This is a genomic window from Nocardia sp. CA-120079, assembly GCF_050955745.1.
Lineage (GTDB): Bacteria > Actinomycetota > Actinomycetes > Mycobacteriales > Mycobacteriaceae > Nocardia.
In genome coordinates, this window is sequence record NZ_CP192088.1 from 6,719,514 (window position 1) to 6,743,300 (window position 23,787).

The 23,787-nt window shown below is 66.3% G+C and carries 27 protein-coding genes; 9 read left to right on the top strand and 18 right to left on the bottom strand.

The window, feature by feature from the left end; all coding sequences use genetic code 11:
* Positions 1 to 105: 105 nt before the first annotated feature.
* Positions 106 to 333, bottom strand: coding sequence for a hypothetical protein (locus ACQPYR_RS31080; protein WP_433622446.1), 228 nt, complete (start codon positions 331 to 333; stop codon positions 106 to 108).
* Between the two features lie 439 nt (positions 334 to 772).
* Complete coding sequence (locus ACQPYR_RS31085; RefSeq protein ID WP_397087997.1) at positions 773 to 961, bottom strand: hypothetical protein; 189 nt, start codon at positions 959 to 961, stop codon at positions 773 to 775.
* A 25-nt stretch (positions 962 to 986) separates the two neighbouring features.
* Between ACQPYR_RS31085 and ACQPYR_RS31090 the strand changes: the two genes are divergently transcribed.
* Positions 987 to 1,181 carry a hypothetical protein gene (locus tag ACQPYR_RS31090; protein ID WP_433622447.1) on the top strand — a complete coding sequence of 65 codons (195 nt, stop codon included), beginning with the start codon at positions 987 to 989 and terminating at the stop codon, positions 1,179 to 1,181.
* A gap of 297 nt (positions 1,182 to 1,478) precedes the next feature.
* Here the strand turns inward: ACQPYR_RS31090 and ACQPYR_RS31095 are convergent, their stop codons facing one another.
* The 4 genes from ACQPYR_RS31095 to bioB form a co-directional block, all read right to left on the bottom strand.
* Complete coding sequence (locus ACQPYR_RS31095) at positions 1,479 to 2,012, bottom strand: DUF1353 domain-containing protein (RefSeq protein WP_433622448.1); 534 nt, start codon at positions 2,010 to 2,012, stop codon at positions 1,479 to 1,481.
* Between the two features lie 92 nt (positions 2,013 to 2,104).
* Positions 2,105 to 2,833, bottom strand: a complete 729-nt coding sequence (locus ACQPYR_RS31100; RefSeq protein ID WP_433622449.1) for a DUF2567 domain-containing protein — start codon at positions 2,831 to 2,833, stop codon at positions 2,105 to 2,107.
* A gap of 2 nt (positions 2,834 to 2,835) precedes the next feature.
* Positions 2,836 to 3,051 carry a hypothetical protein gene (locus ACQPYR_RS31105; RefSeq protein WP_174415049.1) on the bottom strand — a complete coding sequence of 72 codons (216 nt, stop codon included), beginning with the start codon at positions 3,049 to 3,051 and terminating at the stop codon, positions 2,836 to 2,838.
* 37 nt (positions 3,052 to 3,088) lie between these two features.
* The gene (gene bioB, locus ACQPYR_RS31110) at positions 3,089 to 4,102 is read right to left on the bottom strand and encodes a biotin synthase BioB (RefSeq protein ID WP_063042115.1); all 1,014 of its coding nucleotides are present in this window, start codon (positions 4,100 to 4,102) and stop codon (positions 3,089 to 3,091) included.
* Between the two features lie 105 nt (positions 4,103 to 4,207).
* Here bioB and ACQPYR_RS31115 point away from each other — a divergent pair, with 105 nt between their 5' ends.
* Positions 4,208 to 4,792 (top strand): TetR/AcrR family transcriptional regulator C-terminal domain-containing protein, encoded by a 585-nt coding sequence (locus ACQPYR_RS31115; RefSeq protein WP_433622450.1) that lies wholly within the window; start codon positions 4,208 to 4,210, stop codon positions 4,790 to 4,792.
* 38 nt (positions 4,793 to 4,830) lie between these two features.
* The gene (locus ACQPYR_RS31120) at positions 4,831 to 5,481 is read left to right on the top strand and encodes a nucleotidyltransferase domain-containing protein (RefSeq protein ID WP_433622451.1); all 651 of its coding nucleotides are present in this window, start codon (positions 4,831 to 4,833) and stop codon (positions 5,479 to 5,481) included.
* A gap of 4 nt (positions 5,482 to 5,485) precedes the next feature.
* Here the strand turns inward: ACQPYR_RS31120 and ACQPYR_RS31125 are convergent, their stop codons facing one another.
* Positions 5,486 to 6,904 carry a DHA2 family efflux MFS transporter permease subunit gene (locus tag ACQPYR_RS31125; protein WP_433622452.1) on the bottom strand — a complete coding sequence of 473 codons (1,419 nt, stop codon included), beginning with the start codon at positions 6,902 to 6,904 and terminating at the stop codon, positions 5,486 to 5,488.
* Between the two features lie 130 nt (positions 6,905 to 7,034).
* Between ACQPYR_RS31125 and ACQPYR_RS31130 the strand changes: the two genes are divergently transcribed.
* On the top strand, positions 7,035 to 8,036 hold the full coding sequence (locus ACQPYR_RS31130) for a sigma-70 family RNA polymerase sigma factor (RefSeq protein ID WP_433635291.1): 1,002 nt from the start codon (positions 7,035 to 7,037) through the stop codon (positions 8,034 to 8,036).
* Positions 8,033 to 8,581, top strand: coding sequence for a maleylpyruvate isomerase family mycothiol-dependent enzyme (locus ACQPYR_RS31135; RefSeq protein ID WP_433622453.1), 549 nt, complete (start codon positions 8,033 to 8,035; stop codon positions 8,579 to 8,581). Before ACQPYR_RS31130 ends, ACQPYR_RS31135 begins: the two co-directional genes overlap by 4 nt.
* 217 nt (positions 8,582 to 8,798) lie before the next feature.
* Here ACQPYR_RS31135 and ACQPYR_RS31140 read toward each other — a convergent pair whose 3' ends face one another.
* From ACQPYR_RS31140 to ACQPYR_RS31180, 9 genes are all read right to left on the bottom strand, one after another.
* Positions 8,799 to 10,028 (bottom strand): MFS transporter, encoded by a 1,230-nt coding sequence (locus tag ACQPYR_RS31140; RefSeq protein ID WP_433622454.1) that lies wholly within the window; start codon positions 10,026 to 10,028, stop codon positions 8,799 to 8,801.
* A gap of 452 nt (positions 10,029 to 10,480) precedes the next feature.
* Positions 10,481 to 11,824, bottom strand: a complete 1,344-nt coding sequence (locus tag ACQPYR_RS31145) for an LLM class flavin-dependent oxidoreductase (RefSeq protein ID WP_433622455.1) — start codon at positions 11,822 to 11,824, stop codon at positions 10,481 to 10,483.
* Entirely contained in the window at positions 11,821 to 12,570 is a 750-nt protein-coding gene (locus ACQPYR_RS31150; protein ID WP_433622456.1) for an ABC transporter ATP-binding protein, read from the bottom strand. The genes ACQPYR_RS31145 and ACQPYR_RS31150 overlap by 4 nt, the downstream gene beginning before the upstream one ends.
* Positions 12,546 to 13,412 carry an ABC transporter permease gene (locus tag ACQPYR_RS31155; protein ID WP_433622457.1) on the bottom strand — a complete coding sequence of 289 codons (867 nt, stop codon included), beginning with the start codon at positions 13,410 to 13,412 and terminating at the stop codon, positions 12,546 to 12,548. The genes ACQPYR_RS31150 and ACQPYR_RS31155 overlap by 25 nt, the downstream gene beginning before the upstream one ends.
* A gap of 2 nt (positions 13,413 to 13,414) precedes the next feature.
* Positions 13,415 to 14,503, bottom strand: coding sequence for an ABC transporter substrate-binding protein (locus ACQPYR_RS31160; RefSeq protein WP_433622458.1), 1,089 nt, complete (start codon positions 14,501 to 14,503; stop codon positions 13,415 to 13,417).
* Positions 14,504 to 14,614: 111 nt separating this feature from the next.
* Positions 14,615 to 15,781 carry an alpha/beta fold hydrolase gene (locus ACQPYR_RS31165; RefSeq protein WP_433622459.1) on the bottom strand — a complete coding sequence of 389 codons (1,167 nt, stop codon included), beginning with the start codon at positions 15,779 to 15,781 and terminating at the stop codon, positions 14,615 to 14,617.
* A 213-nt stretch (positions 15,782 to 15,994) separates the two neighbouring features.
* The gene (locus ACQPYR_RS31170; protein WP_433622460.1) at positions 15,995 to 16,207 is read right to left on the bottom strand and encodes an SRPBCC domain-containing protein; all 213 of its coding nucleotides are present in this window, start codon (positions 16,205 to 16,207) and stop codon (positions 15,995 to 15,997) included.
* Between the two features lie 25 nt (positions 16,208 to 16,232).
* Positions 16,233 to 16,901, bottom strand: coding sequence for a dethiobiotin synthase (gene bioD, locus ACQPYR_RS31175; RefSeq protein ID WP_433622461.1), 669 nt, complete (start codon positions 16,899 to 16,901; stop codon positions 16,233 to 16,235).
* A 73-nt stretch (positions 16,902 to 16,974) separates the two neighbouring features.
* Positions 16,975 to 18,123 (bottom strand): 8-amino-7-oxononanoate synthase, encoded by a 1,149-nt coding sequence (locus ACQPYR_RS31180; protein WP_433622462.1) that lies wholly within the window; start codon positions 18,121 to 18,123, stop codon positions 16,975 to 16,977.
* A 133-nt stretch (positions 18,124 to 18,256) separates the two neighbouring features.
* On the opposite strand from ACQPYR_RS31180, the gene ACQPYR_RS31185 reads away from it, so the two are divergent.
* The gene (locus ACQPYR_RS31185; RefSeq protein WP_433622463.1) at positions 18,257 to 18,577 is read left to right on the top strand and encodes a hypothetical protein; all 321 of its coding nucleotides are present in this window, start codon (positions 18,257 to 18,259) and stop codon (positions 18,575 to 18,577) included.
* A gap of 4 nt (positions 18,578 to 18,581) precedes the next feature.
* Here ACQPYR_RS31185 and ACQPYR_RS31190 read toward each other — a convergent pair whose 3' ends face one another.
* Positions 18,582 to 19,886: an adenosylmethionine--8-amino-7-oxononanoate transaminase gene (locus tag ACQPYR_RS31190; RefSeq protein WP_433622464.1), complete on the bottom strand. Its 1,305-nt coding sequence runs from the start codon at positions 19,884 to 19,886 to the stop codon at positions 18,582 to 18,584.
* Between the two features lie 157 nt (positions 19,887 to 20,043).
* Between ACQPYR_RS31190 and ACQPYR_RS31195 the strand changes: the two genes are divergently transcribed.
* Positions 20,044 to 20,976, top strand: coding sequence for a bifunctional helix-turn-helix transcriptional regulator/GNAT family N-acetyltransferase (locus tag ACQPYR_RS31195; RefSeq protein ID WP_433622465.1), 933 nt, complete (start codon positions 20,044 to 20,046; stop codon positions 20,974 to 20,976).
* A gap of 3 nt (positions 20,977 to 20,979) precedes the next feature.
* Here the strand turns inward: ACQPYR_RS31195 and ACQPYR_RS31200 are convergent, their stop codons facing one another.
* Positions 20,980 to 21,201 (bottom strand): MarR family winged helix-turn-helix transcriptional regulator, encoded by a 222-nt coding sequence (locus ACQPYR_RS31200; protein WP_433622466.1) that lies wholly within the window; start codon positions 21,199 to 21,201, stop codon positions 20,980 to 20,982.
* A 61-nt stretch (positions 21,202 to 21,262) separates the two neighbouring features.
* Between ACQPYR_RS31200 and ACQPYR_RS31205 the strand changes: the two genes are divergently transcribed.
* Together ACQPYR_RS31205 and glgX are read left to right on the top strand one after the other, a co-directional pair.
* The gene (locus tag ACQPYR_RS31205) at positions 21,263 to 21,562 is read left to right on the top strand and encodes a hypothetical protein (protein WP_433622467.1); all 300 of its coding nucleotides are present in this window, start codon (positions 21,263 to 21,265) and stop codon (positions 21,560 to 21,562) included.
* A 98-nt stretch (positions 21,563 to 21,660) separates the two neighbouring features.
* Complete coding sequence (gene glgX, locus ACQPYR_RS31210) at positions 21,661 to 23,781, top strand: glycogen debranching protein GlgX (RefSeq protein ID WP_433622468.1); 2,121 nt, start codon at positions 21,661 to 21,663, stop codon at positions 23,779 to 23,781.
* The last annotated feature ends 6 nt before the right edge of the window (positions 23,782 to 23,787 follow it).

A 23,787-nucleotide genomic window follows, 5' to 3' on the forward strand; every position in this document is an offset into this window, starting at 1 on the left:
CCCCCTCCCGGTTCGGCGACCGCTCCCCCGAAGCGATCGCCGAGCTCGAAATGGACTGTGCCGTGGCCACTGCCGTAGGGGCCACGGCATCCGAGCGTGCCCTGGTCACCATCGACCAGGGCACTCCCCTTCTACTCGGACAGCCCGCCGGGCACCCCCAGGTGCCCGGAGCTCGAAACGCACACCGGCCAGAGACACGCCGAACGCGGACTCGGCCTCGACCGGTGTCGGCACCTCGCCCGACTGCTCGGCGGCCGCTTGCGCCGCGCCGGAAATCACTCCGATCGCCAGCACGGCTCCCGCCACCACCCCGTACACCGATTTCCAGGACATTGCTCTCCCCCTCCGAATCGCTGAATCCTCCCGGTGATTCGCGGAGTCGAGACCCGGAAACCGGCTCCGCGATTCGAACGAATCGAACAACTCAGAGGGTAGACAGCGATCACGCCGGGCGATACGGAGCAATGCGCGGAGCCGCCGAATATGGCTGGTCACAGTCGGATACGAGTTATCCGGTCCGGAAAGCGGTCGCCTGTTCATCGTTCCGGGGCGAATGAATGCAGGTACCGACAGGCAGCGAAAGTACTGTGGCAGAACCACTTTCGAGCGTGTCCGACGACCTCGCCACAAACAAGTTGCTCACCGGATGCGCACTGCTGGAAACGGACTCCGAGAGGCACCGGCTCGTCCGAGCCCTGTTCCCGCCAACAACAGAAAAACCCCGCCTCCACGTGCCTTCGCACGTGAAAACGGGGTCACTCGGGACGCGACCTCAATCCCGTTCCCGCCCCTTGTGCTTCGCCTTCCGCCGATACCGCCGCGCACTGGGTATCGGCTGCGCAGCACTGGACCGGCGCAACGCGTCCCGCCGCCGCCACGCCACCAGATCCGCCCGTTCCGACTTCCCGACCTCCGGAACCAGCACCCCCTGCCCATGCCTGGTCAACACATCCTCGCTCATCGCCACCTCCTTCCCACGCTCGACCTTGCGCACCAACGGTATCCGCGCCCCCGACACCGCCACCACCGATTTTCACCTGCACGGCGGTTCGTCCGTCGTCGCGCCGAAGCCAAGACGACGGGACATCGTCGGGTTCCGGGTCGCGCAGCGGCAGCTTCCGCAACTCCTCGGCCAGCCGGGTCAGCTGATCCGGAGACATCATCAGAACCCGAAGCGCTGAACCGATGCACCGCCTTCTGTCCGGGTCTCCGCGTCGCCCGCATCCGTGCCTCCGCTGCAGCCGCCACCCGACGCAGGGTGGGATTGCCCGCAGCTTTGAAGCGCGGCGCATTGTTGTGCGAAAACGGTTCTCGGCGACGCTCGCAGACGCGATTCCATCTGCCTCCTGCACGTTCCGATAGCGGGAGCGAAACTCCCTGGCGTGCAATGAGATCAAGCCGGGTCGCGAGCGCGAGCCTCGATCACGACATGCGAACACGCAGGTTGAACTGCCGAAGGAGAGTTCCGGGCCGGACGGTCAGGCGGTCTTCATCTGGGGTTGTGGTGGCGGGGCCGCGGTGCGCTGTCCGACGCGCGCTGCAGCCCAGAACACCAACTCCACCAACCAGAACAGCCACAGGAACACCTGCACCACGAAAACCGGGATCGCCAGGAACAGGATCGAGGGGATCGCGATGAGCAGAAAGCCTGCGATATCACCGACAGTGGCGCCGCGCAATCCGCTCCCCAAACGCACTGCGGCCCACATCATCCAACGACGCGGTACCGATACGTTGAACTCGTGCAGGCAGCGTCGGAACAGGCCGTCCGCGTCGGCGGTGCTCACCTCGTGCGAGCTCCGCAAATAGTCGTGCAGGATGGCGGCGCGGGTGTAGGCGCCGTAGCGGGGTATCAGCCAGACCAATGCTCGTGGCACCGACGCGAAGTCGGTGCGGAAGCCCGCTGGGATGACGAATTCCTGTGTGGCACCGTGATAGACGAGCGGCTCGACGACCCGCCAGAATTTCGCGTCGAGTTCTTCGACCACTGGTCCGCTACCGACGAACGCCATGATCCGTTCCTCTCTGAACGCACAGCGTGTCCCACAATTCTAGGCCATTCTGGTACGTCTGTGCCGCCGCGCGGGCAACGGTTCGGATAACGTCAGCGCGCGCGATCCGAACCGGGCGGTCCGAAGCCGCCATACGGCACACCGTAGGGCACCGGCCCGCCGTTCGCAGCGCCACGATACGAATCGGCATTGTCGACGGACGCGAATCCGCTTGCCGCAGTGAAGTATGGCCGCGAATCGCCGAGCGGTCCGCTGAAGCCGGTGCCGAGATCCTCTGTCGGACTGAGCGCAGCGAGGAACAGCACGATCAGCGAGGCGAGCAGCGGTTGCACGAGCAGCGCCAGCCAACTGCCGACCTCCACCGGCAGCCGAACGATCTGGCCGACCGCGGGGTCGTAGGGCATCGGATGCTGCCACTGCATGATCTGCTCGCCGACCTTCGACATCACGTAAGCGCCTGCGCCGGAACCGATCAGCAGCCCCAGTTGCAGCAGCGGTCCGCGCACGCGACGCCAACGCCATGCGCCGATCGCCGTCAGCACACCCAGCACCGCGCCGATGCACACGAAGATCGCCAGCGCGTCGAACTGGTGCACGCTCTCCCCGGTCAGCGCCGCGCCCTTGGCCGGCTCCGCGCCTGCACGCGCCTTGACCACCAGATACTGCTCGGTGGGTGCCACGAAGGCCCACACCACACCGCCGAGCACGCCGAGCAGCACCACCGCGACCGCGATCAGCGCGGACGCCCGCAGCTCACGCCGCACGCCCGCCATCCGGGCCGATCCCGTCGGCGCGGTGACGACGTCGCCGTATTCGGCCACCACTAGCGGTGTTCCAGATTCTTCGAATCCAGCACGCCGTGCCGCGAGCACTTCGCCCACCAGCCGTCCGGGCTGACCTGCACGATCATGCGCCGACCGCACTGCTCGCAGAAGCGCGGCGGCTCCAGTCCCAGTGCCGCGGCGGCCGGGACCGGATCGTCGAGCCCCGGCACGATGCGTTTGCCGGTGAACGGGTTGTAGCGCTCGTCCATATCCATGACAGTACTCACGGCGCCAGCCTCTTTCGTTACCGATTCAGAGTGTTTCGTTGAGCGCCTTGATCGGCATCTTCAGCTCACCGAGCAGATCCAGGTCCGCTTCGGCGGGCCGACCGAGGGTGGTCAGGTAGTTGCCGACGATGACAGCGTTGATACCGCCGAGGATGCCCTGCTTGGCGCCGAGGTCGCCGAGGGTGATCTCGCGACCGCCCGCGAAGCGCAGGATGGTACGCGGCAGCGCGAGCCGGAATGCGGCAACGGCGCGCAGTGCGTCGGCGGCGGGCAGCACCTCGAGGTCGCCGAACGGGGTGCCCGGACGCGGGTTGAGGAAGTTCAGCGGCACCTCGTCCGGCTCGAGCTCGGCCAGATTCGCCGCGAATTCCGCACGCTGCTCCAGGGTTTCGCCCATGCCGAGGATGCCGCCGCAGCAGACCTCCATGCCGGCCGCGCGCACCATGCGCAGGGTGTCCCAACGCTCTTCCCAGGTGTGCGTGGTGACGACGTTCGGGAAGTGCGAACGGGAGGTCTCCAGGTTGTGGTTGTAGCGGTGCACGCCCATGGCGGCGAGCTGGTCGACCTGCTCCTGGGTGAGCATGCCGAGCGAACAGGCGACCTGGATGTCGACCTCGTTGCGGATGGCCTCGACACCGGCGGCGACCTGCGCCATCAGCCGCTCGTCCGGACCGCGCACGGCCGCGACGATGCAGAACTCGGTAGCACCGGTCTTCGCCGTCTGCTTGGCGGCTTCGACCAGGCTGGGGATATCGAGCCAGGCGGCGCGCACCGGCGACTGGAACAGGCCCGACTGCGAGCAGAAGTGGCAGTCCTCGGGGCAGCCACCGGTCTTGAGGCTGATGATGCCCTCGACCTCGACCTCGGGACCGCACCACTTCATGCGCACGTCGTGCGCGAGGGCGAGCAGTTCCTCGAGCCGGTCGTCGCCGAGCCGCAGCACCTCGAGGGTCTGCTCCTGCGTCAGGCCTTCGCCGCGCTCGAGCACCTGCTCGCGGGCGGTCGCCAGAATGTCGGTTTGGACGGGTGCCTGGGTCACTGCACGAATCCCTTCGTCCGGCCGAGGTGGCCGTGCAACTTGAACGGTGTTCAGGCTAGGGTAGCGGTAACAAGTGAGTCAAAGCACCTCGGGGAAGGAAACAGCGTGCAGCTGCACCGCGCGGACGTGGTCGACGGCGCCATCGCCATTCTCGACCAGTACGGTCTCGCCGACCTGACCATGCGCAGGCTCGCCGGTTCACTCCAGGTCCAGCCCGGTGCGCTGTACTGGCATTTCCCCAATAAGCAGGCGCTACTCGGCGCGGTCGCCGACCGGATTCTGGCCCCGATGGAGGATCCGATCGAAGCCGAGGACTGGTCGGGCCAGATCACCGAATTGGCGCACCGGTTGCGCGGTTGCCTGCTCGCCTATCGCGACGGCGCCGAATTGGTCTCGGCGACCTATGCCTCCCGACTCACCACGAGCAAAGGGCGGGAACGGCTCGTCGGCGCCGCGATCCGGGGCGGGATGCCGCGGCCGGAAGCCGAACTCGCGGCGTACACGCTGCTGTACTACGTGCTCGGACAAACCGTGGACGAACAGTCCAGAATGCAGATGGATTCGGCCGGTGCGCTCACCGACGACGCCTCACCGCTCAACGAAACCCCGGACGCGACAGCGCGTTTCGACTTCGGTCTGCAACTGTTCGTCGGCGGCGTGCGTCATCTGCTCGGCACCCGCGTACGCTGAATCCTTCGTCGGCGCACACGCCTGGAAGGAACGTCCAGATGCCTGATTCGGATGTTGGAGTGTCACCCGAGGACGGACGTGTGGTTTCGGCGGAGGAATGCGAAAGGCTGTGGGCGGCGTGGACGCCCGCCGAAGTCGCGCAGCGCTTGTCGGATGTCACGGTTCCGTGGTGCGTGACCGCGGGGTGGGCGCTGGAACTGTTCACCGGCGGCGGGGCTCGGGAACACAGCGACCTCGAAATCGGTATCCCGCAAGGCAGATTCAGCGAGATCGTCGCTGCTTTTCCCAGTTTCGAGTGGGACGTTGTCGGTGACGGTCGAATCTGGCCGTTTCCGGCGAAGTCGTCAGACTTCCACCAGACCTGGCTACGCGAACCCGCGACCGGGCGCTATCGGCTCGACGTGTTTCGGGAACCGCACGCCGATGATCGATGGGTGTGCCGCCGCGACCCATCGATCACCCTGCCCTACGAACATCTGATTCGCCACACCATTGAGGGCATTCCGTACGCGACTCCCGAAGTCGCGCTCCTGTTCAAGGCAAAGGCACGCCGCGACAAGGACGAAGCCGATTTCCGTCGTGCGCTACCCATGATGGACCGCTCCCAAAGGTCCCGGCTGTTCGAGTGGCTGTCGCGGGTGCACCCCGATCACTCATGGCTGGAAAGCATTTCGACCTACCAGGATTGACGGGTCAGACGGATACTGTCGCCTCCTCGACGTCGACTGCGACGCCCGCCCTGCGCCCGGGCAGTGCGAGTGCGACCACCGCGCCCAACAGGGCAAGTGCCGCACCTACCTTGATCGCCGCGCCGAATCCGTCGGTGAATTCATCCACTGAACCGTATCCGCCGGTCGCGGCGAAAACCGCTGCCGCGATGGCGATTCCGAAGACGCCCCCCAGCTCGCGCATCATGCTGTTGGCACCGGCCGCCTTACCGAGCATCGCGTGTTCGACCGCACCGACCACCGAACTCTGTGCCGAAGGCAGCACCATCGACGTGCCGACGCCGGAGACGATGAACGGAACGACGAAGGAGCCGTAGGCCATCGCCGGGTCGGCGATCGCGGCGATCCACAGCATGCCGCCCGCCATCAGGGCCAATCCGCTCACCATCAGCGGCCGCTCCCCGATCCGGTCGGCCAGCGCACCGGCGACCGGCGCGCAGAAGAAGAGCGTGAGCGTCCATGGCAGCAGCCGCAATCCGGCGCCGAGTGGACCGTAGTGCAGGACCGCCTGCAGGAACTGCGCGTAGAAGAACACCTCACCGAACAGAGCGGCGAAGGTGAGGAATATGGCGGTATTGCCCGCCGCGAAACCGCGATTCACGAAAAGCCGCATCGGGAACATCGGCTCGCGTGTGCGCGCTTCCCAGACCGCGAACGCGATCAGCAACGCGATCCCGCCGACCAGTGCGATCAGCACCTCCGAACTCGACCAGCCCGCGATATTGCCGCGCACCAAACCCCACACCACACCGAACGCGCCGCCGGTGACCAGTGCCAGTCCGGTGCCGTCCACCGCGGTGTCTGGGCCGAAGCCCTCCGGAACACGGGCCGCCACCAGTGGCAGCGCCAGCAGCCCGAGCGGCACGTTCAACCAGAAGATCCATTGCCAGGACAACCCCTCCGCGACGGCCCCGCCGACCAGCGGACCACACGCGACGGCGAGACCGGTGATGCCCTGCAGCAGCCCCATGGCCATACCGCGCCTGTCCGGCGGAAACGCCGCGCTGACCAGCGCCAAAGCCAGGCTCGTGAGCAATGCCGCGCCGATGCCCTGCACGACGCGGGCAGCGATGAGGGTCGCGACGGTGGTCGATATCGCGCAGGCCGCAGACGCGGCGACGAAGATGCCGAGCCCGACCATGAACATCCGTTTGCGTCCGAAGCGGTCGCCGAGCACCGCCGCGGTCATCAGCAAGACCGCGAAGCTGAGGTTATATCCGTTGACGGTCCATTCGAGCGTCTGCAGCGACGCCCCGAGGTCGTGCCGGATGGTACTGAGTGCGGTGGCGACGACCAGGGTGTCCAGTGCCGCCATCAGCGACGCCACCGCGCCGAGTACCAGCACCCAGCGCTGTGTCACCGCCGAAATGATTGGTGTGCTCACGGTGATCCTTCCTTTGGTTTCGTCGTGCCCGATGGTTCGGGCACGCACAGATACCGACCGACCGCCGCCCGAAACTCATCGCACCGATGAGTTCTGGGCAGCACGGCGGTCGATATTTCAGAGGGAAACCATTCGGGGCACCCGGAAAGGAAGGCAGATGACCGACAGCGACGAATTCGCCGCCCGTACCGCGCCGTATAGGCGCGAACTGCTCGCCCACTGCTACCGGATGCTGGGTTCGGTCGATGATGCCGAGGATCTGGTGCAGGAGACGCTGCTGCGGGCCTGGCGCGGATACGGTGATTTCGAGGGGCGCGCTTCGATGCGGACCTGGCTGTACCGGATTGCCACCAATGCGTGTCTCAATGCGCTCGAGCACCGACGTCGCGTGCTACCCACCGGATTGTCCGAGCCCACCGCGGATCCCACGCGCCCGGTGAACTTCGCGCCCGAGATTCCTTGGCTGCAACCGATGCCGGATGTGCTGATCGCACCCGAGACGTCGGATCCGGCCGCCATCGTCACGGCGCGCGAGGGTATGCGGCTGGCATTGGTCGCCGCCTGGCAGCATCTGCCGCCGCGTCAGCGTGCCGTGTTGATACTGCGAGATGTGTTGCACTGGAAGGCCGCCGAGGTCGCCGAGCTGATCGGAGCCAGCGTGGCCGCGGTCAACAGCATGCTGCAGCGCGCACATGCGACGCTCGCGGAACTGGAGCCGGACACGCCGGTGGCCGAGCCGAGCGACCCCGAAATCCGCGCGCTGCTGGACCGCTATGCCGCCGCATTCGAAGCCGCCGATATGGATACGCTCGTCACGCTGTTGCGGTCGGACGCGGTGTGGGAGATGCCGCCGATCGAGGAGTGGTTCCGCGGCAATACCACGATCATCGAGCTCGTTCGGGCGAAGTGTCCGTATAGCGCGGGCGAGGTCCGGATGGTGCCGATCGCCGCGAACGGTCAGCCCGGATTCGCGTTCTACCTGCGCGGTCGGGCGCAATCGCTGCAGATCCTTACGGTGACCCCGACCGAGGTCGCCCATGTCGTCTCGTATCACGACAGCTCGATGTTCGCGGCGTTCGGACTGCCCACATCGTTGGTGGCGAATACGTCACCCGAGCCCGCCCTGCCATGAGCGATGATCTGCTCGAGCGGGCGGTCGCGTATCTGCTGTCGGTACTGCCCGGCATCGGTTCCGATCTGACAGCACCCACGCCGTGTCGGGGCTGGAATACGCGCATGCTGCTCGCGCATGTGGACGAGTCGATTGCCGCGTTGCGGGAAGGTTTGGCGGGTGGGCAGGTTCGGCTCACGCCGGGTGCGCCGCTACCGAATTGTGCGGGGACGGCCCATATTCGAAGTCGAGCCGTGGCGCTGCTCGGTGACTGGACGAATGAGCACCCGGGGTCGGTGGTCGTCTTCGGTAGACCGGTGCCCGCCCGGGTGCTCGGGACCGTCGGTGCTCTCGAATTGACGGTCCACGCTTGGGATCTCACCGCCACTGATCGCGGCGCCCCGCCGATCCCGGAGCGCCTCGCCCGCGAATTACTGTCGGTGGCACCGGAACTCGTCCCGATCGCGGGCCGATGGCCCCTCTTCGGTCCGCCGATCGAGCCGCCGACCGCGGCCCCCGGCGACCGGCTCCTCGCCTACCTCGGCCGAACCCCAGCAGCGCCCTGAGGTACCCGGCACCAGCGCATCGGTGCAGGCCGTCGCATACACCGCGAACACCTCGCAGAAGGTGCACCCTATGCGCGGCACACACCAGGTCTGCGCCACCCATGGGCCGAGCGCGACCCGCGTCCTGACCTGACCGCACATACCCAACGAGCACCTCACACGGGGAGCAACCTATGTGCGGGAAGCACCAGGTCTGCGCCATAAGTGGTCCGAGCGCTCAGTCGGTCGGCTGGGTTTCGGGACGGCGTGCGCCTGCGAACAGGGTGGGATAGGCACCGGGGAACCAGCGGTGCATGGCGATTGCGCCTGCGAAAACCGCCGCGGCGATGGCGAGCGCCGAGGCACCGAGAACTGTTGCGGCACTGATCAAGCCGACGGCAATGGGACCGGCGAACATGCCGATGTCATGGGTCAGACGCCAGGCACCGAGGAATTCCGCACGTCGACCCGGCGGCGCGGCGCCTGCGCCGACCGTCATGATGATGCCATTGCTCACACCATTGGCAAGCCCGAGCAGGACGGCGGCACCGGTGAGTTCGAGCGCCGTCGAGGTGAACGGAAGAGCCGCGAAACCCACCGCGAACAGCAACATCGATGGCACGCCGGTGGCGCGACTGCCGTAGCGGTCGAGCAGGATGCCGCCCGGGTAGGACAGCAGCACGTCCATTGCGCCGGCGATGCCGAATATCAGGCTCGTGGCGGTCGCGCTCACGCCGATATGCGCGGCCCACAGCGGGAGCAGTGCGGTGCGGGTCGCCCTGGCACCACCCATCAGCAGTGCCGCCAGACCGAGTGTGCCCAGCACGCTGCGGTTTTCGACGACCACTGAACGCAGGGTGTGATCGGCGCCATCCGTATCGTCGGCGTCGGCCGAACGGATGGCGAGCATCGCCGCGCCCGATGCGACGGTCGTGCCGAACTGCAACCACAGCGCACCGCTCGGCCCCATCGCGTACACCATTGCGGCCCCGATGAACGGTCCGCAGAACGAACCGAGGCGCGAGGCGCCGGCCAAGGCCGAGAACGCACGGCCCCGCTCGTCCGGTGGCACAACGGACACGATGTAGGACTGTCGCGCCAAACCCCATACCGCACTTGCGGTTCCATTGAGCAGCACACCAACCGCAAGCACCCCGGTATGCGGGGCGAAGATCGCACACAGCACCCCGACCAGACCGAGGCCCGATCCGACAGCGATCGCCCAGCGTTCCCCGATGCGCGCGACAATCCGCCCGGCGGGCAGATCGGCCAGCACCATCCCCAACCCGCTCAGCGCGACGACGATTCCGGCGACACCGGCCGACGCACCCAGATCCAATGCGCGCAACGCGTACATCGGCGCGGCCGCGCCGGATCCGATGCCGTAGAGCACCACAGGTACGAACACCGTCCACACCAGCGAACGCAGACGAACGGATTCCCTTGTGGTGCGGACCTGTTCGCTCACGACTTCTACCTCGCAGGCGCTCGGCTCCGTCGTACGCGAGGGCACGCTGTGCTGATGGTTCACTCGCCGACGCTCACTCACAGCGCCCGCAGGCGAACGGAATCCGATGTGACGCCCATCCGCTCGCTCACAGCGCCTGCGCCGCGGGAAGTCGGCATCGCAGCGCCCGCACACGAATATGCCGCTGGGCACCTTGCGGCGGCGCTTCGAGATGCTGGTCGCCGACGGTGCGAACGACGCCTGTACGCACGCGCTCGATGCGCCGATGGCCCTGCGTCCGGCGACAATCGCCAGGTCGCTTACTCCGAAAGTTCATGCAGCACCCGCCACGGTCGACCGGCTTCCGCGACGGCCGCCCGACCCTGACCCGGCTGGCAGCGTTTTCTTGCCGCAACCTATGGCCCGACGATGCCGATCATCTCGCCGGGCTCGATGCGGACCGATACAGTCGCTCACTGCGCGAGCGCCGGTCGCCGGGCGTGCCGGCTCTCGGGTCGCGGCAGACCGAAGTGGTCGCGCAGTGTGGTTCCGGTGTATTCGGTACGGAACAGGCCGCGCCGCTGCAGGATCGGGACGACCTGCTCGGCGAAGACCTCCAGACCACCCGGGTAGTAGGGCGGCATCACATTGAAGCCGTCGGCGGCGCCATTGCGGAACCATTCCTCGATGGTGTCCGCGACCTGCTCCGGCGTACCGGCGAAGACTCGATGTCCACGGGCACCGGCGAGACGATGCAGCAGTCCGCGCACGGTGGGCCGTTCCCGCTGTACGATCCCGGCGACCACCTGCCGACGGCTGCGCTCGTTATCGGTGACATCGCCCGCGTCGCTGAACAATTCGAGCGGCACCGGTTCATCGAGCGGCAGGTTCCGCAAGCTCTCACCCGCGATGCCCTCCAACTGCTTCAACCCGTATTCGGGCACCGTGAGCTCGTTGAACTCCCGCTCCAACTGTTTGGCCGCCGCCTCGGTATCGCCGATGAACGGGCTGATACCGGGCAGGATCTTGATCTGCTCGGCGTCGCGGCCGAATTCGGCGGCCTTGGCCTTGATATCTGTATAGAACGCCTGCGCGTCTTCCAGCCGCTGGTGCGCGGTGAAGATCGCCTCGGCGTACTGGCCCGCGAACGCCCGGCCGTCATTCGACGCACCGGCCTGGACGAGCACCGGATGTCCCTGCGGGGTGCGCGGCGAATTGAACGGCCCACGCACGCTGAGGTATTCGCCGACGAAGTCGATCGGGTGGATCTTGTCCGGATCGGCGTAGATGCCCGCCTCCTGGTCCAGCAGGATGGCGTCGTCCTCCCAGCTGTCCCACAACGCGACGACCGCATCGACGAATTCCCGCGCCCGCGCATATCGCGTCGCGTGATCGGGATGTTTGTCCAGCCCGAAATTCGCTGCGGCGAGGTCGGTTCCGGTGGTGACGATATTCCAGCCCGCCCGGCCACCGGAGATGTGATCGAGCGTGGAGAACAGCCTGGCCAGGTTGTAGGGCTCGTAGTAGGTGGTGGACGCCGTGGCGATCAGCCCGAGATGGGTTGTGGCCGTCGCGATCGCGGTGAGCAGGGTGATCGGTTCCAAACCCGAGGCCGCATTGTGTTTGACATTGGTGCGCAATGCGGGTCCGTCGGCGAAGAACACCGCGTCGAGTTTCGCGGCTTCGGCCGTGCGGCCAATCTCCTGATAGTAGGCGACATCGTAGATCCGGTCGGGTCGGCTCTGCGGATGCCGCCAGGCCGCCTCGTGATGTCCGGACGGGTAGATGAACGCATTGAGGCTGAGTTGACGGGTCATGAGGCTTTCTTTTCATCGTGCAGGGCCGCGACATCGACGCCGAGACTGGAGAGCAGCAACTCGCGCAGGCGGTTGAAGTCCGGATCGATGTGGCGGCGTGGACGTTCCAGATCGATGCGCTGGTCGACGGCGATGCGTCCCTCGTCGAGGACGAGCACGCGGTCGGCGAGCAACACCGCCTCATCGACATCGTGGGTCACCAGTAAGACAGCTGGCTTGTGTTTGGCGCACAGATCCTGCAGCAGCACATGCATTTTGATGCGGGTAAGCGCATCCAGCGCACCGAAGGGCTCATCGGCCAGCAGCAACTCCGGCTCCCGGACCAGCGACCGCGCCAAGGCGACGCGCTGCTGCTCACCTCCGGAAAGCTCCTTGGGCCAGGCCTTTTCTCGCCCGGCGAGGCCTACTTCGGCCAGCGCGGTGCGACCGCGCTCGGCAGCATCGGCACTCTTCAAACCGAGAGTCACATTGTCCAGTACCCGATTCCACGGCAGCAGCCGCGAGTCCTGGAACACGACCGCACGTTCGGTCGGCACCCGCAACTCACCCGAGCCGAGGACGTCGCGATCCAGCTCGGCCAGCGCGCGCAGCAAGGTGCTCTTACCCGAACCGCTGCGGCCGAGCAGTGCGACGAATTCGCCGCGCGCGATATCGAGATCGATCCCGTGCAACACGACGCGGTCACCGAAACCCCTGCGCAGCCCGCGGGTTCGGACCACATTCAGTCCGCGATCGTCTGCCGCCATGACAGTGCCCTCCGTTCTGTCGCGCGCACGGCGAGATCGCCGAACAATCCGAGCAGGCCGTAGATCACCAGGCCGACCACGATGACGTCGATCTGGCCGTAGGTACGCGCCTGTGTCATCAGATAGCCGATGCCGCTGGTGGCATTCACCTGTTCGACCACGACCAGGGCCAGCCAGGAAATGGTTACCGCCAGCCGCAGCCCGGTGAAGAATCCGGGCAGCGAAGCGGGCAACGCGATCCGGCGGATGAATCCCCATCGCGAAAGACCCACCGTTGCGGCCAATTCCACATACCGGCTGTCGACGCCGCGCAGTTGTGCGTGGGTATTGATGTAGATCGGAATCGCCACACTGGTCGTGATGACGATTAGCTTCATGTCCTCACCGATGCCGAACCACACGATGAACAGCGGGATCAGCGCCAGCGTCGGAATCGAACGTTTGATCTGAATCGGCCCATCCAGCAGGGCTTCACCGACACGGCTCAATCCGGCGATCAAGGCGAGCACCACACCGATCACCACGCCGAGCCCGAGGCCCCAGGCCGCGCGCTTCAGCGAGGTCAGCAGGTTCGACTGCAGTCTGCCATCGGCGAGCAGATCGCGTGCGGTCTCGGCGACCGTCCACGGCGCGGGCAGTGTCTGCTCATCCAGCGCGCCCGAGGCGGATCCGATCACCCATGCCGCGATCAGCAGTACGGGCCCGATGGCGATGCCGAACGGAATCGGGCGGCCCGGTCCGAGCCGGGGCCGAGTCGGCTTGCGGCGACCCAGAACCGGCTCGGTGGCGGTGCGTGAACTTCGTCCGATTCGGCCCAGTACACCGGCATCCAAGGTAGCCATTGCTATTTCGCCTTCGGTTCGAACGCGGCGCCGCTCTCGGTCACGGCCTGGGTGATGACAGCGTCGAAGCGCAGATCGAAATCGTCTGCGGCGCGCACCTTCTTGGGCAGTTCGCCCGCGTTGTCGATCGCGTCGATGGTGCCCTGCTGGCGATCGATGAGCTGCTGATCCAGATGCGGGAAGGTGTAGGTACCGAACGAGTCGACGATGCGTTTGGCATCATCGGCGCTGACCTTCTGGTTCTCGACGTAGTACTTGCGCGCCCACTCCTCCTGGTGGGTATTGACCCATTGGTAGGCCCGAACATAGGCGGCGACCACCGCCCGAGTCGCCGCTGCCTTGGCCGGATCGGTGACCGCGACGCGTCGCGCGTACAGGTAGCCGACACCGCCGTAGATGCCGGTGGTCTCCGAATCCGGGATCAGCGAGGCGCCCGGGGTACGCAACAGCCGGGTGACGTTCGGTTCGGCCAGTGGCGCGATATCGACCTGGCCGGTGCGTACCGCGTCCAGGAATTCCGCGAGCTGCAACCGGACCAGTTGCACATCAGTGGGTTTCAGTCCGGCCTTGGCAATCGCCCGCAGCACTGCGGCCTGCTGGGCGGTGCCCTCCGCGTAGGCGATCTTCTTGCCCTTCAGGTCGGCGAGCGTGGTGGCCGTCTTGCCCGGCGCCACCGCGAGTTTCAGTGCGTTGGGATTGGATTGGTAAGCCGCGACGATCGGCACATCCTGACCGGCGACCTGAGCATGGATCGGCGGGACATCGCCGACCGTCGCGACATCGGCGGCGCCGGCCCGGAATGCCTCCAGGATGGCCGGTCCACCGATGAAATTGGCGAACTCCACCTTGAACGGCAGCTTGTCGAGCTCGCCGGAGAACTGGAGTACCGACTTGAACCGCTCTTGTTGGTCGGCGAGCACGAGCTTTGTGCCCGCGGGGATTTCGGTGGGCAGCGGAGCGTCGGTTTTACCGACCGGCTTGTCGTCGCTCGCGCAGCCGGTCACACCCAAGCTCGCAACGGTCACCGCAGCGAGCAAAGCGGCGATTGTGCGGCCGCGCAGGCCGGTCAGGAACGTACGTGGTCGGAACATGCGGTGATTGAATCAAGACGAAACCGGCACGCATACGGTTTGCCTTAGCCTGATTCCAACGCAGCGCCCGATGCCGACTGTGTTCACCCACCCCGCCGGCTGCCATCCCCCTCAGCGCGGCGCCGCCGCGGAAGTCGTCGCGCGCACCTGCTCCTGATATCGCTCGATGAACGGCAGGATCTGCTGATCGATGATTCGGTTGTACTCCTCGGGACGCTGCATCGGATTGGCGTGCCCGGTATTTCGCGGCATGACGACCAATAGCGAGCCGTCGACGCCACCGGCCCGCTCGATGAGTACCTGATGGGAGTACTCGACATCCACCACTCGGTCGTTATCCGGATTGCGCGGGCGGATGAAGACGATGGCCGGGCGTGGTTTGCCCTCGGCGGGCCGGGACAGCGCGCGCAGATCATTGATCGCACCGCCCGCCACGATCGCCAGGAACTGTGTCTCGATCAGGCCGTTGCTTGCCACGTCTTTGGAGAAGACCTTCTCGCGCAACACTTCTTCGACGACATCGCGCAATGGCTCTAGCCGGACCCCGGGCAACCCGTTGGCCCCGCGATCGACGAATCGGTCACGGCGCGCGTAGGTTTCGACCGCCAGCCGCAGGGTACGGCTTTCCCGCGCCCCCGGCAGCCAGCCCATCCAGCGCACCATATCCTCGCCCGCACCGCGACTCTCCGGACGCACCGCATTCAAATCCACCGGCGTGCAGTCCAACATCACACCCACCAGGCGCAGGTCGCTGTCGAGATGGATATGCCGCGCGACCTCGAGCGCGATGACCCCGCCCATACTGTGTCCGACCAGCACAACGTTCTTCAGCCCCGACATCTGGGCGGCGCGGATGATCAGATCCGCGATCACCTTGGTGTCGATACCTTGATTGTCGTATTTGATGGCCCAGACCACTCCCATATCGCTGAGGGCGGGCAGCGCGGCCGCGGTATTGCTGGCATTGAGTCCACCGAGACCGACCATATCGACGACGACCGTGTCCCAGTCGCGATCGTGCGCGGGGGTGGCGATCGGCAGGACGGCGGGTTCGGTGCGCGCGAGCCGATCGCGTTCCGGGGTGACGTCGTGCACCCAATACTGGGCGAACACGATTAGCCCAGCGAGCAATATCAAGGCGACCCGCAGCAGCGCCAACCTGGTACGGCGCAACGTCTGCCACCCGTGCCCGAGACGAGTCTCCCGAAGCCGGGCCCTCCGTCGCGCGTCGTCCCAGTCCGAGACGGTGGACGGGTGCCGATCGTCCAACGGCGACATCCTCTCCACTGTAGGTACGGTTCGCGAGTGCTGCCAGGCGAGTGCGCGTGACGATCGCCGAGTCGGCGGCGGAAAATGTTCGCCGACTACCGGCCGCAAACCCACGACCAGCAGGTCGATGTGACGCGCGCCGTCGCAGGTCCGCACACAGCTCGAGCGCTGGAATCCGGTGCCTGTGTTCAGTATTGAGCCGTACGATGACTGTTGCCGCGATCAGGGCAGTTCGCCGGTTTCGGCGAGGGTGGCAAGCTTGCCGAGTGAGATGCTCCAGCCGAGTTCGTTCTGGTCGAGCGGGACGCCCTCGGGCAGGCCGTCGTGCACGGCGTTGATCTGGGTGCCGCCGTCGGCGTCGGCCACGTCGATTGTGATGGTCATCTCGCCCGTCACCGAGGGGTCGTCGGTCTCGAATTCGACGATCTGGACCACCTGCTCGTGCCGGGCCCGAATCGGGTCAGTCCGCCCAACCGGGAGTGAACCAACCGGGTGCGGCGGCAGCGAACCGCTCGCGATCCCACCCACCCGCACCCGCAGGCACCGCGCCGACCAACTCGACCCCGGTAACCCGCGGTAGATCAATACGATTGCACTCGTCCGCCAACCCTGGCTCGTCCGGCCATGAGCCGATCACCAGCCCCGCGCAGCGGACACCGGCGGATGACAGTGCGCGCGTGGTCAATTCGCTGTGGTTGAGGGTCCCGAGCCCGGCCGCCGCGACAACGAGCACTGCAGCGTCGAGCTTCTGCGCCAGCTCGAGCAGGGTGAATTCGCCGAGGCGGACCAGCAATCCGCCTGCGCCTTCGACCAGCGTCAGATCCGCATCGGCGAGTGAGTCGATGGCGGTGGCGGTTTCACTCAGCGTCAGCAGCGGCTGCCCGCACCGACGCGCGGCGGTATCCGGAGCCAACGGATCTGGATACCGGGCGATCTCGACCGTTCTCGTAACACCGGTGAGGCGTTCGACCTCGGCTAGATCGCCGGGTTCACCCGGCGCCACACCGGTTTGGGCCGGTTTGCACACCGCCACCGACCGACCGACGGCCAGCGCGGCCGCGGCCAGCGCGGCGGTCACCACGGTCTTGCCGACCTCCGTCGAGGTACCGGTCACGAACAGCACGCTCATGGCTCGCCTCGCCGGCGCTCGGCTACGCCATGCGCGACGCGCACTGTGTCAATGATTCGCTCACTTCGTTCGCTCATGCTGTCACCAATCCACGCGCCTGCGCCAGCACCTCGCCGAGGACCGTTGCGATGGTGTCGAGTTCGCCGGGAGTCAGATTCGCCCGTGCGGTGAGCCGCAGTCGCGATGTCCCCTCGGGCACGGTCGGCGGACGGAAGCATCCGACATCGAGTCCCCGTGCGCGGCACGCCTGCGCGGCGTCATACGCGACCTGTGCCTCGCCGAGCACCACCGAGACAACCGCCGAATCCGGTTTCGCCACACCGGCAATGCGCGCGATATCGGCGGCCCGCTCCAACACCCGACCCGCCATCTCGGGCTCTCGACGCAACAACCGCAGCGCCGCCCTGGCCGCACCGACCGCGGCGGGTGCGAGTCCGGTATCGAAGATGAACGTGCGCGCCGCATCGATCAGATGCGCACGCACGCGCTCGCTGGCCAATACCACACCGCCCTGCGCGGCAAGGGCTTTCGACAGCGTCGCGGTCACGACAAGATCCGGTTCGCCGGCCAAGCCGACCTCGTGCACCAGCCCGCGCCCACCCACGCCGCGCACACCGAGCCCATGCGCCTCATCCACGATCAATACCGCGCCATTCGCCCGGGTGACCCGGTGCAACTCGGCCAGCGGAGCCATATCGCCGTCGGCACTGAATACCGAATCGGTAAGTACCAGTGCCCGTTCCTCACTCCGCTCGGCCAGCAACCGCTCGACCGCCTCGACCTCGGAATGCGCGGCGATCTCCACGCGCGAACGCGAGAGCCGACAGGCATCGACCAGCGAAGCGTGGCTAGCCGCATCGGAGACGACCAGCGCGCCCCGCCCGGCGAGTGCGGTCACCGCTCCGAGATTGGCGGCGTAGCCGGAGGCGAAGACCAAACCGGCCTCGGCGCCGACGAATTCGGCGAGTTCGGTCTCGAGCTGCTCGTGTTCGGCGGTGGTGCCGGTGACGAGCCGGGAGCCGGTGGACCCGGTGCCCCAGCGTCGCACGGCCTCGATCGCGCCCTCGATAACCTCCGGATGACGTACCAGCCCAAGGTAGTCGTTGGAGGCGAGGTCGATCGATGGCGACTGTGCCGCACGGGGTCGCAGCTCACGGCGCAGCCCGACGCGCACGCGCTCGGCGGCGCGTTCGTCCAGCCAGCCCAACGGATCGGTAGTCACAGCTCCGCAGCATACTTGAACACCGTTCAAGCCGCATGGGCGGGGTCTGGTGCTGGTACCGTTGGAGCCAATCGTTGAAGGTCGCCACCGACCGACGGTGGCGCGGCATTTCCGCCAAAGGGAGTAGGGCCGAATGCCACGGTGGGCGATAGTCGTCGAAGAGACAACAGGTTCCGGCGAGCTCAAGCGTTGGTCGCCGCGGGTTCTGGCGGAGGTAGTCGGCACGCGCGAGCAGGCTTTGGCCAAATTGCACTCGCTCGTGCCCACTTTCACTCCGCAGCATCCGAGACTTCCGGGTCGCCGTGTCCTGCTGCGCGACGGCGACACCTATCTGCTGATCGCCTCCGGCTGGGCCGACGACTACCACTGCGTCTTCCGGGTCTGGGAGATCGTCTCCGACACCGACCGTCCCGAGAACGCCGAAACCGCGCACGATGCCCGCCGACGCGCCTGACATGTCAGGCCTGGGCGGCGGCGACCATACCGGCGGTGATGCGTTCGATGTCCTCGGTCGTACTGATGAAGGGCGGCATGGTGTAGATCAGATCGCGGAAAGGGCGCAGCCAGACGCCCGCTTCGACGGCGGCGTGGGTGGCCTTGCGCATATCCACCGGATGATCGAGTTGCACGACGCCGATCGCCCCCAGCACCCGCACATCCGCCACCCCGGGTAGCGACCGCGCCGGGGCCAGACCGGCATTCAGCTCCGATTCGATACGGGTCACCTCGGCGCGCCAATCCCGTTGCAGCAGTAGCTCGATCGAGGCCACCGCGACCGCACAGGCCAGCGGATTACCCATGAAGGTCGGACCGTGCATGAGCCCGCCGTGCTCGGCGCTGATGGTTTCCGCGATCCGGGAGGTGCAGAGCGCGGCGGCCAAGGTCAGATACCCGCCGGTGAGCGACTTGCCGACGCACATGACATCCGGGCTCACCCCGACGTGATCGGCCGCGAAAAGCGCTCCGGTGCGCCCGAATCCGGTCGCGATCTCATCGAAGACCAGTAGCACCCCGTACTCGTCGCTCAGGCGCCGCAGATCGGTCAGATACCGCGGATCGTGCCAGCGCATCCCGCCCGCGCCCTGCACGACCGGCTCCACGATGACGGCCGCGAGTTCCGCCGCATGCGCGGCCAGCAACCGCTCGAACTCGGCCACGTACTCGGCCGAATACGCACGCGGCGGCGCCGGCGCGAAGATCTGCTCGGCGAGCACATCGGTCCACAGCGCGTGCATGCCGCCCTGCGGATCGCACACGCTCATCGGCGTGAAGGTATCGCCGTGATACCCGCCGCGCCAGGTGAGCAGCCGCCGCTTTCCCGGCTTACCCGCCGCGCGCCAATACTGCAGGCACATCTTCACCGCGACCTCGACCGATACCGAACCGGAGTCGCACAGGAATACCTTGTCAAGACCGCCGGGCGTCAATTCGACCAGCAATGCGGCAAGCCGAGCCGCCGGTTCATGGGTGAGCCCGCCGAACATCACATGACTCATCCGCTGCGACTGCGCCACCAGCGCGGCATCCAGTACCGGATGCCGATAACCGTGGATGGCCGCCCACCACGAACTCATCCCGTCGACCAATTCCCGACCGTCGGCGAGGGTGAGCCGGGTTCCGGAAGCACCGGAAACCACCAGCGGTTCGGTCGTCGCCGGAAAGCCGCCGTAGGGATGCCAGACATGTTCGGCGTCGATGGCGGTGATCTCGTGCGGGGTCAGGGGGGTGGCAGCCGGCGGAGCCGGCGGGGTGGGTGAACTCATGCCACAGGATTCCTCGCGGTCGCGTGACAGCCCAGATGGGCTTGAACGGTGTTCAAGTTACCACTCGAGCTGCACGCGCACGGTCCCGGCGTCGAATTCCACACCGACACGACCGTTCCGACGTATTCTTTGACTCAGTCAAAGACTGGGAGCCGCCGTGACCACCGTTGCCGCCGCCGATATCGACGCCGTGCGCGAATTCAACCGCCGCTACACCCGAGTCATCGGGGTGCTGCGCGAGGGCCTGCTGGACAGCCGATATTCACTCACCGAAGCGCGAATCATGTTCGAACTGGCCAACTCCGGCGCGAGCGAGGTCGTCACGCTGCGCCGCACACTCGACCTGGACCCCGGCTATCTGAGCCGCATCCTGGCTCGCTTCGAAAAGGACGGGCTGGTCCAGCGCAATCGCTCCGAAAGCGATGGGCGACGCCAAGAGGTTCGGCTGACCGACCGCGGCAGGGAGATCTTCGCCGTGCTCAATCAGCGCTCGAGCGCCGAAGTCGGCTATCTCCTCAATGCGCACAAACCGGCCGAGCGCGCGCGACTGATCACCTCCATGCGCACCATCCAGCGCATTCTCGACGGACCGGGCCTCGGCGAATTGGTACTCCGCGCGCCGAAACCCGGCGACTACGGCTGGGTCATCCAGCGCAATGCCGCGCTCTACGCCGCCGAATACGGATGGGACGCCAGCTACGAAACGCTCGTGGCCCGCATTGTCGCGGACTATCTGAACGACCACGACGAGCATCGCGAACAGGCCTGGATCGCCGAATACGACGGCGAGCCGGTGGGCTGCGTTTTCTGTGTCGCGGAGAACGAGACCACGGCCCGACTGCGGCTATTGCTGGTCGAGCCGACCGCGCGCGGCCTCGGCGTCGGCTCCGCACTGGTCGAGCGCTGCGTGCGATTCGCCACCGAGGTCGGCTACCGCGACATGGTGCTGTGGACCAACGACATCTTGACCTCCGCGCGGCATATCTATCAGCGCGCGGGTTTCGAACTCGTCGAATCGAATCCGCACCACAGCTTCGGCCACGACCTGGTCGGCCAGACGTGGCGACTGACGCTGCCCGCGCGGCAGTGAAACTCAGTCGCGCAGCGCCTCCTGTACGCGGCTCAGCGATTGTCGCAGCTCAGCCAGCCCTCGCTCGCTCAAAGTCGCCACCAGCTTCCGCTCGATCCGGCTGATCCGCTCCGCCGCCACACCGAGCGCCGCATGCCCCTCGGCGGTCAGCACTACGAGCCGTGCCCGCCGATCATCCGGGTCGATCTTCCGTTCCAGATAGCCGCACCGCTCCATATGCAGCACCAAACTCCCCCATCGACTGCTGGGTCATGCCCGCCTCCTCGGCCAACGCACGGAAACCGTTGTGTATCCAGGTGATTCACTAACCGCGCCACCGCGCGCGGTACACGAGTTCTGGTGCGAGGCGCCCGATACCGTCTTCGACCACGAGATCCGCCCGCCGCTGCGGCACTGGGAGATGTTCCAGCTCTGGCACAATCTCGACGCCGCACACAAGACCACCGTCGGCTCCCGGATACCGCGCGACCCGTTGGCGCTGGCATTGCTGTGGGATTACCAGGACGGCTATCTCGCGGGCATCCCGGTCTGGCTGCAGCATGCGGTATTCGGCGGGCTCGCCCGGCTGGCCACCCGGATCGGGTAACGTCGGCGCTGGCTCGAAACCAGCCCCGACCAGGACTGACTCGCCCGGCCGCAACCACCCGCACGGAGCGCGATTCGGCTGACGCTAGTGTCGTTGACATGGCTCAGCCCGACGCAGCGCCCGGTGAGGTGACACCCCTCGGTGTCTGGCCCGGCACCGCCTACCCACTGGGCGCGACCTACGACGGCGCAGGCACCAATTTCTCGGTGTTCTCCGAGGTTGCCAACGCGGTCGATCTGTGCCTTATCGCCAGGGACGGCACCGAAGCCAGAGTGCCGCTGGAAGAGGTCGACACCTACGTCTGGCACGCCTATCTCCCGACCATCGGACCCGGCCAGCGCTACGGCTTCCGGGTGCACGGACCCTACGATCCCGAGCACGGATTGCGCTGTGATCCAAGCAAATTGCTGCTCGATCCCTACGGCAAGGCCTTCGACGGCGAATTCGACAACGACTCCTCGCTCTACACCTACGGCGAGGATTCGCTGGGACACACCATGACCGGCGTGGTGATCAACCCGTTCTTCGACTGGGGCGCCGACCGTCCACCGAATCGGCCCTACCACGAGACGGTCATCTACGAGGCGCACGTCAAGGGCATGACGATGACGCACCCCGACATTCCAGAGGAATTGCGCGGCACCTACGCCGGTATCGCACATCCGGCGATCGTGGAACATCTGAAGGAACTCGGCATCACCGCGATCGAGCTGATGCCCGTGCACCAATTCCTGCACGACCGCGTCCTTTTGGATCAGGGCCTGCGAAACTACTGGGGTTACAACAGCTTCGGCTACCTAGCCCCGCACAACGAATACGCGGCCAGCCCACGCGGCGGTGCGGCGGTCACCGAATTCAAGGCCATGGTGCGCGCACTGCACGCCGAGGGCATCGAGGTGATCCTCGATGTCGTCTACAACCACACCGGCGAGGGCAATCATCTCGGGCCGACCCTGGCCTTCCGCGGGATCGACAATGCGGCCTACTATCGCCTGGTCGACGAGGACCCGTCGCACTACATGGACTACACCGGCACCGGTAACAGCATGAACGTGCGCCACCCACATACGCTGCAGCTGATCATGGACTCGCTGCGCTACTGGATCCTGGATATGCACGTCGACGGGTTCCGCTTCGATCTCGCCGCCACGCTGGCCCGCGAACTGCACGATGTGGACCGGCTCTCGACCTTCTTCGATCTGGTGCAACAGGATCCGGTGGTCAGCCAGGTGAAGCTCATCGCGGAGCCCTGGGACGTCGGCGAGGGCGGCTACCAGGTCGGCAATTTCCCCGGCCAGTGGACCGAATGGAACGGCAAGTACCGCGACACCGTCCGCGACTACTGGCGCGGTGAACCCGCCACCCTCGGCGAATTCGCCTCCCGGCTCACCGGATCCTCGGATCTGTACGAGGCCACCGGGCGCAGGCCGAGCGCGAGCATCAACTTCATCACCGCACACGACGGCTTCACGCTGCGGGATCTGGTGTCCTACAACGAGAAACACAACGCGGCCAATGGCGAGGGCAATCGCGACGGCGAGAGCTACAACCGCTCGTGGAACTGCGGGGTGGAGGGTCCCAGCGACGATCCGGAGATACTCGCATTGCGCGCCAGGCAGAGTCGCAATCTGCTGGCCACGCTGGTGCTCAGTCAGGGCACCCCGATGCTCGCCCATGGCGACGAGATGGGCCGCACACAGCAGGGCAACAACAATGTCTACTGCCAGGATTCACCGCTGGCCTGGATGGATTGGTCGCTGATGCAGACGAATTCGGACCTTTTCGAATTCACCAAGCAGGTGATCGCACTGCGCACAGCGCATCCGATATTCCGGCGCCGCCGCTTCCTCGCGGGCCGGCCGATCCGCTCGAAAGAGCACGCCCGCGATATCGCCTGGCTCACCCCGGCGGGTGAGGAGATGACACCCGCCGATTGGGACAGCGGTTTCGGCAAGTCGCTGACGGTTTATCTCAACGGCCTCGGCATCAACGAACCCGGCCCGCGCGGCGAGCGCATCACCGACGATTCGTTCCTGCTGTGCTTCAACGCCCACGACAGCGGTCTGGACTTCGTACTGCCCGATCCGGATTACGGCGCCGAATGGGCTGTCGCACTGGATTGTTCGGTGCCCGACGGCCGCGCCGATGCCACCTATCCGGCGGCGAGCACCGTCGCCGTCCCCGCCCGTTGTCTGCTCGTCCTCCACTGCCCCGCATAACCGAAA

Coding starts and splice junctions, on each gene's coding strand:
- ACQPYR_RS31150 (WP_433622456.1), bottom strand. CDS start 12,570: ATGGCGGCAGACGATCGCGGACTGAATGTGGTCCGAACCCGCGGGCTG.
- ACQPYR_RS31190 (WP_433622464.1), bottom strand. CDS start 19,886: ATGAGTTCACCCACCCCGCCGGCTCCGCCGGCTGCCACCCCCCTGACC.
- ACQPYR_RS31085 (WP_397087997.1), bottom strand. CDS start 961: ATGAGCGAGGATGTGTTGACCAGGCATGGGCAGGGGGTGCTGGTTCCG.
- ACQPYR_RS31185 (WP_433622463.1), top strand. CDS start 18,257: ATGCCACGGTGGGCGATAGTCGTCGAAGAGACAACAGGTTCCGGCGAG.
- ACQPYR_RS31120 (WP_433622451.1), top strand. CDS start 4,831: ATGCCTGATTCGGATGTTGGAGTGTCACCCGAGGACGGACGTGTGGTT.
- ACQPYR_RS31145 (WP_433622455.1), bottom strand. CDS start 11,824: ATGACCCGTCAACTCAGCCTCAATGCGTTCATCTACCCGTCCGGACAT.
- ACQPYR_RS31165 (WP_433622459.1), bottom strand. CDS start 15,781: ATGTCGCCGTTGGACGATCGGCACCCGTCCACCGTCTCGGACTGGGAC.
- glgX (WP_433622468.1), top strand. CDS start 21,661: ATGGCTCAGCCCGACGCAGCGCCCGGTGAGGTGACACCCCTCGGTGTC.
- ACQPYR_RS31155 (WP_433622457.1), bottom strand. CDS start 13,412: ATGGCTACCTTGGATGCCGGTGTACTGGGCCGAATCGGACGAAGTTCA.
- ACQPYR_RS31095 (WP_433622448.1), bottom strand. CDS start 2,012: ATGGCGTTCGTCGGTAGCGGACCAGTGGTCGAAGAACTCGACGCGAAA.
- ACQPYR_RS31135 (WP_433622453.1), top strand. CDS start 8,033: ATGAGCGATGATCTGCTCGAGCGGGCGGTCGCGTATCTGCTGTCGGTA.
- bioD (WP_433622461.1), bottom strand. CDS start 16,901: ATGAGCGTGCTGTTCGTGACCGGTACCTCGACGGAGGTCGGCAAGACC.
- ACQPYR_RS31105 (WP_174415049.1), bottom strand. CDS start 3,051: ATGGATATGGACGAGCGCTACAACCCGTTCACCGGCAAACGCATCGTG.
- ACQPYR_RS31160 (WP_433622458.1), bottom strand. CDS start 14,503: ATGTTCCGACCACGTACGTTCCTGACCGGCCTGCGCGGCCGCACAATC.
- ACQPYR_RS31080 (WP_433622446.1), bottom strand. CDS start 333: ATGTCCTGGAAATCGGTGTACGGGGTGGTGGCGGGAGCCGTGCTGGCG.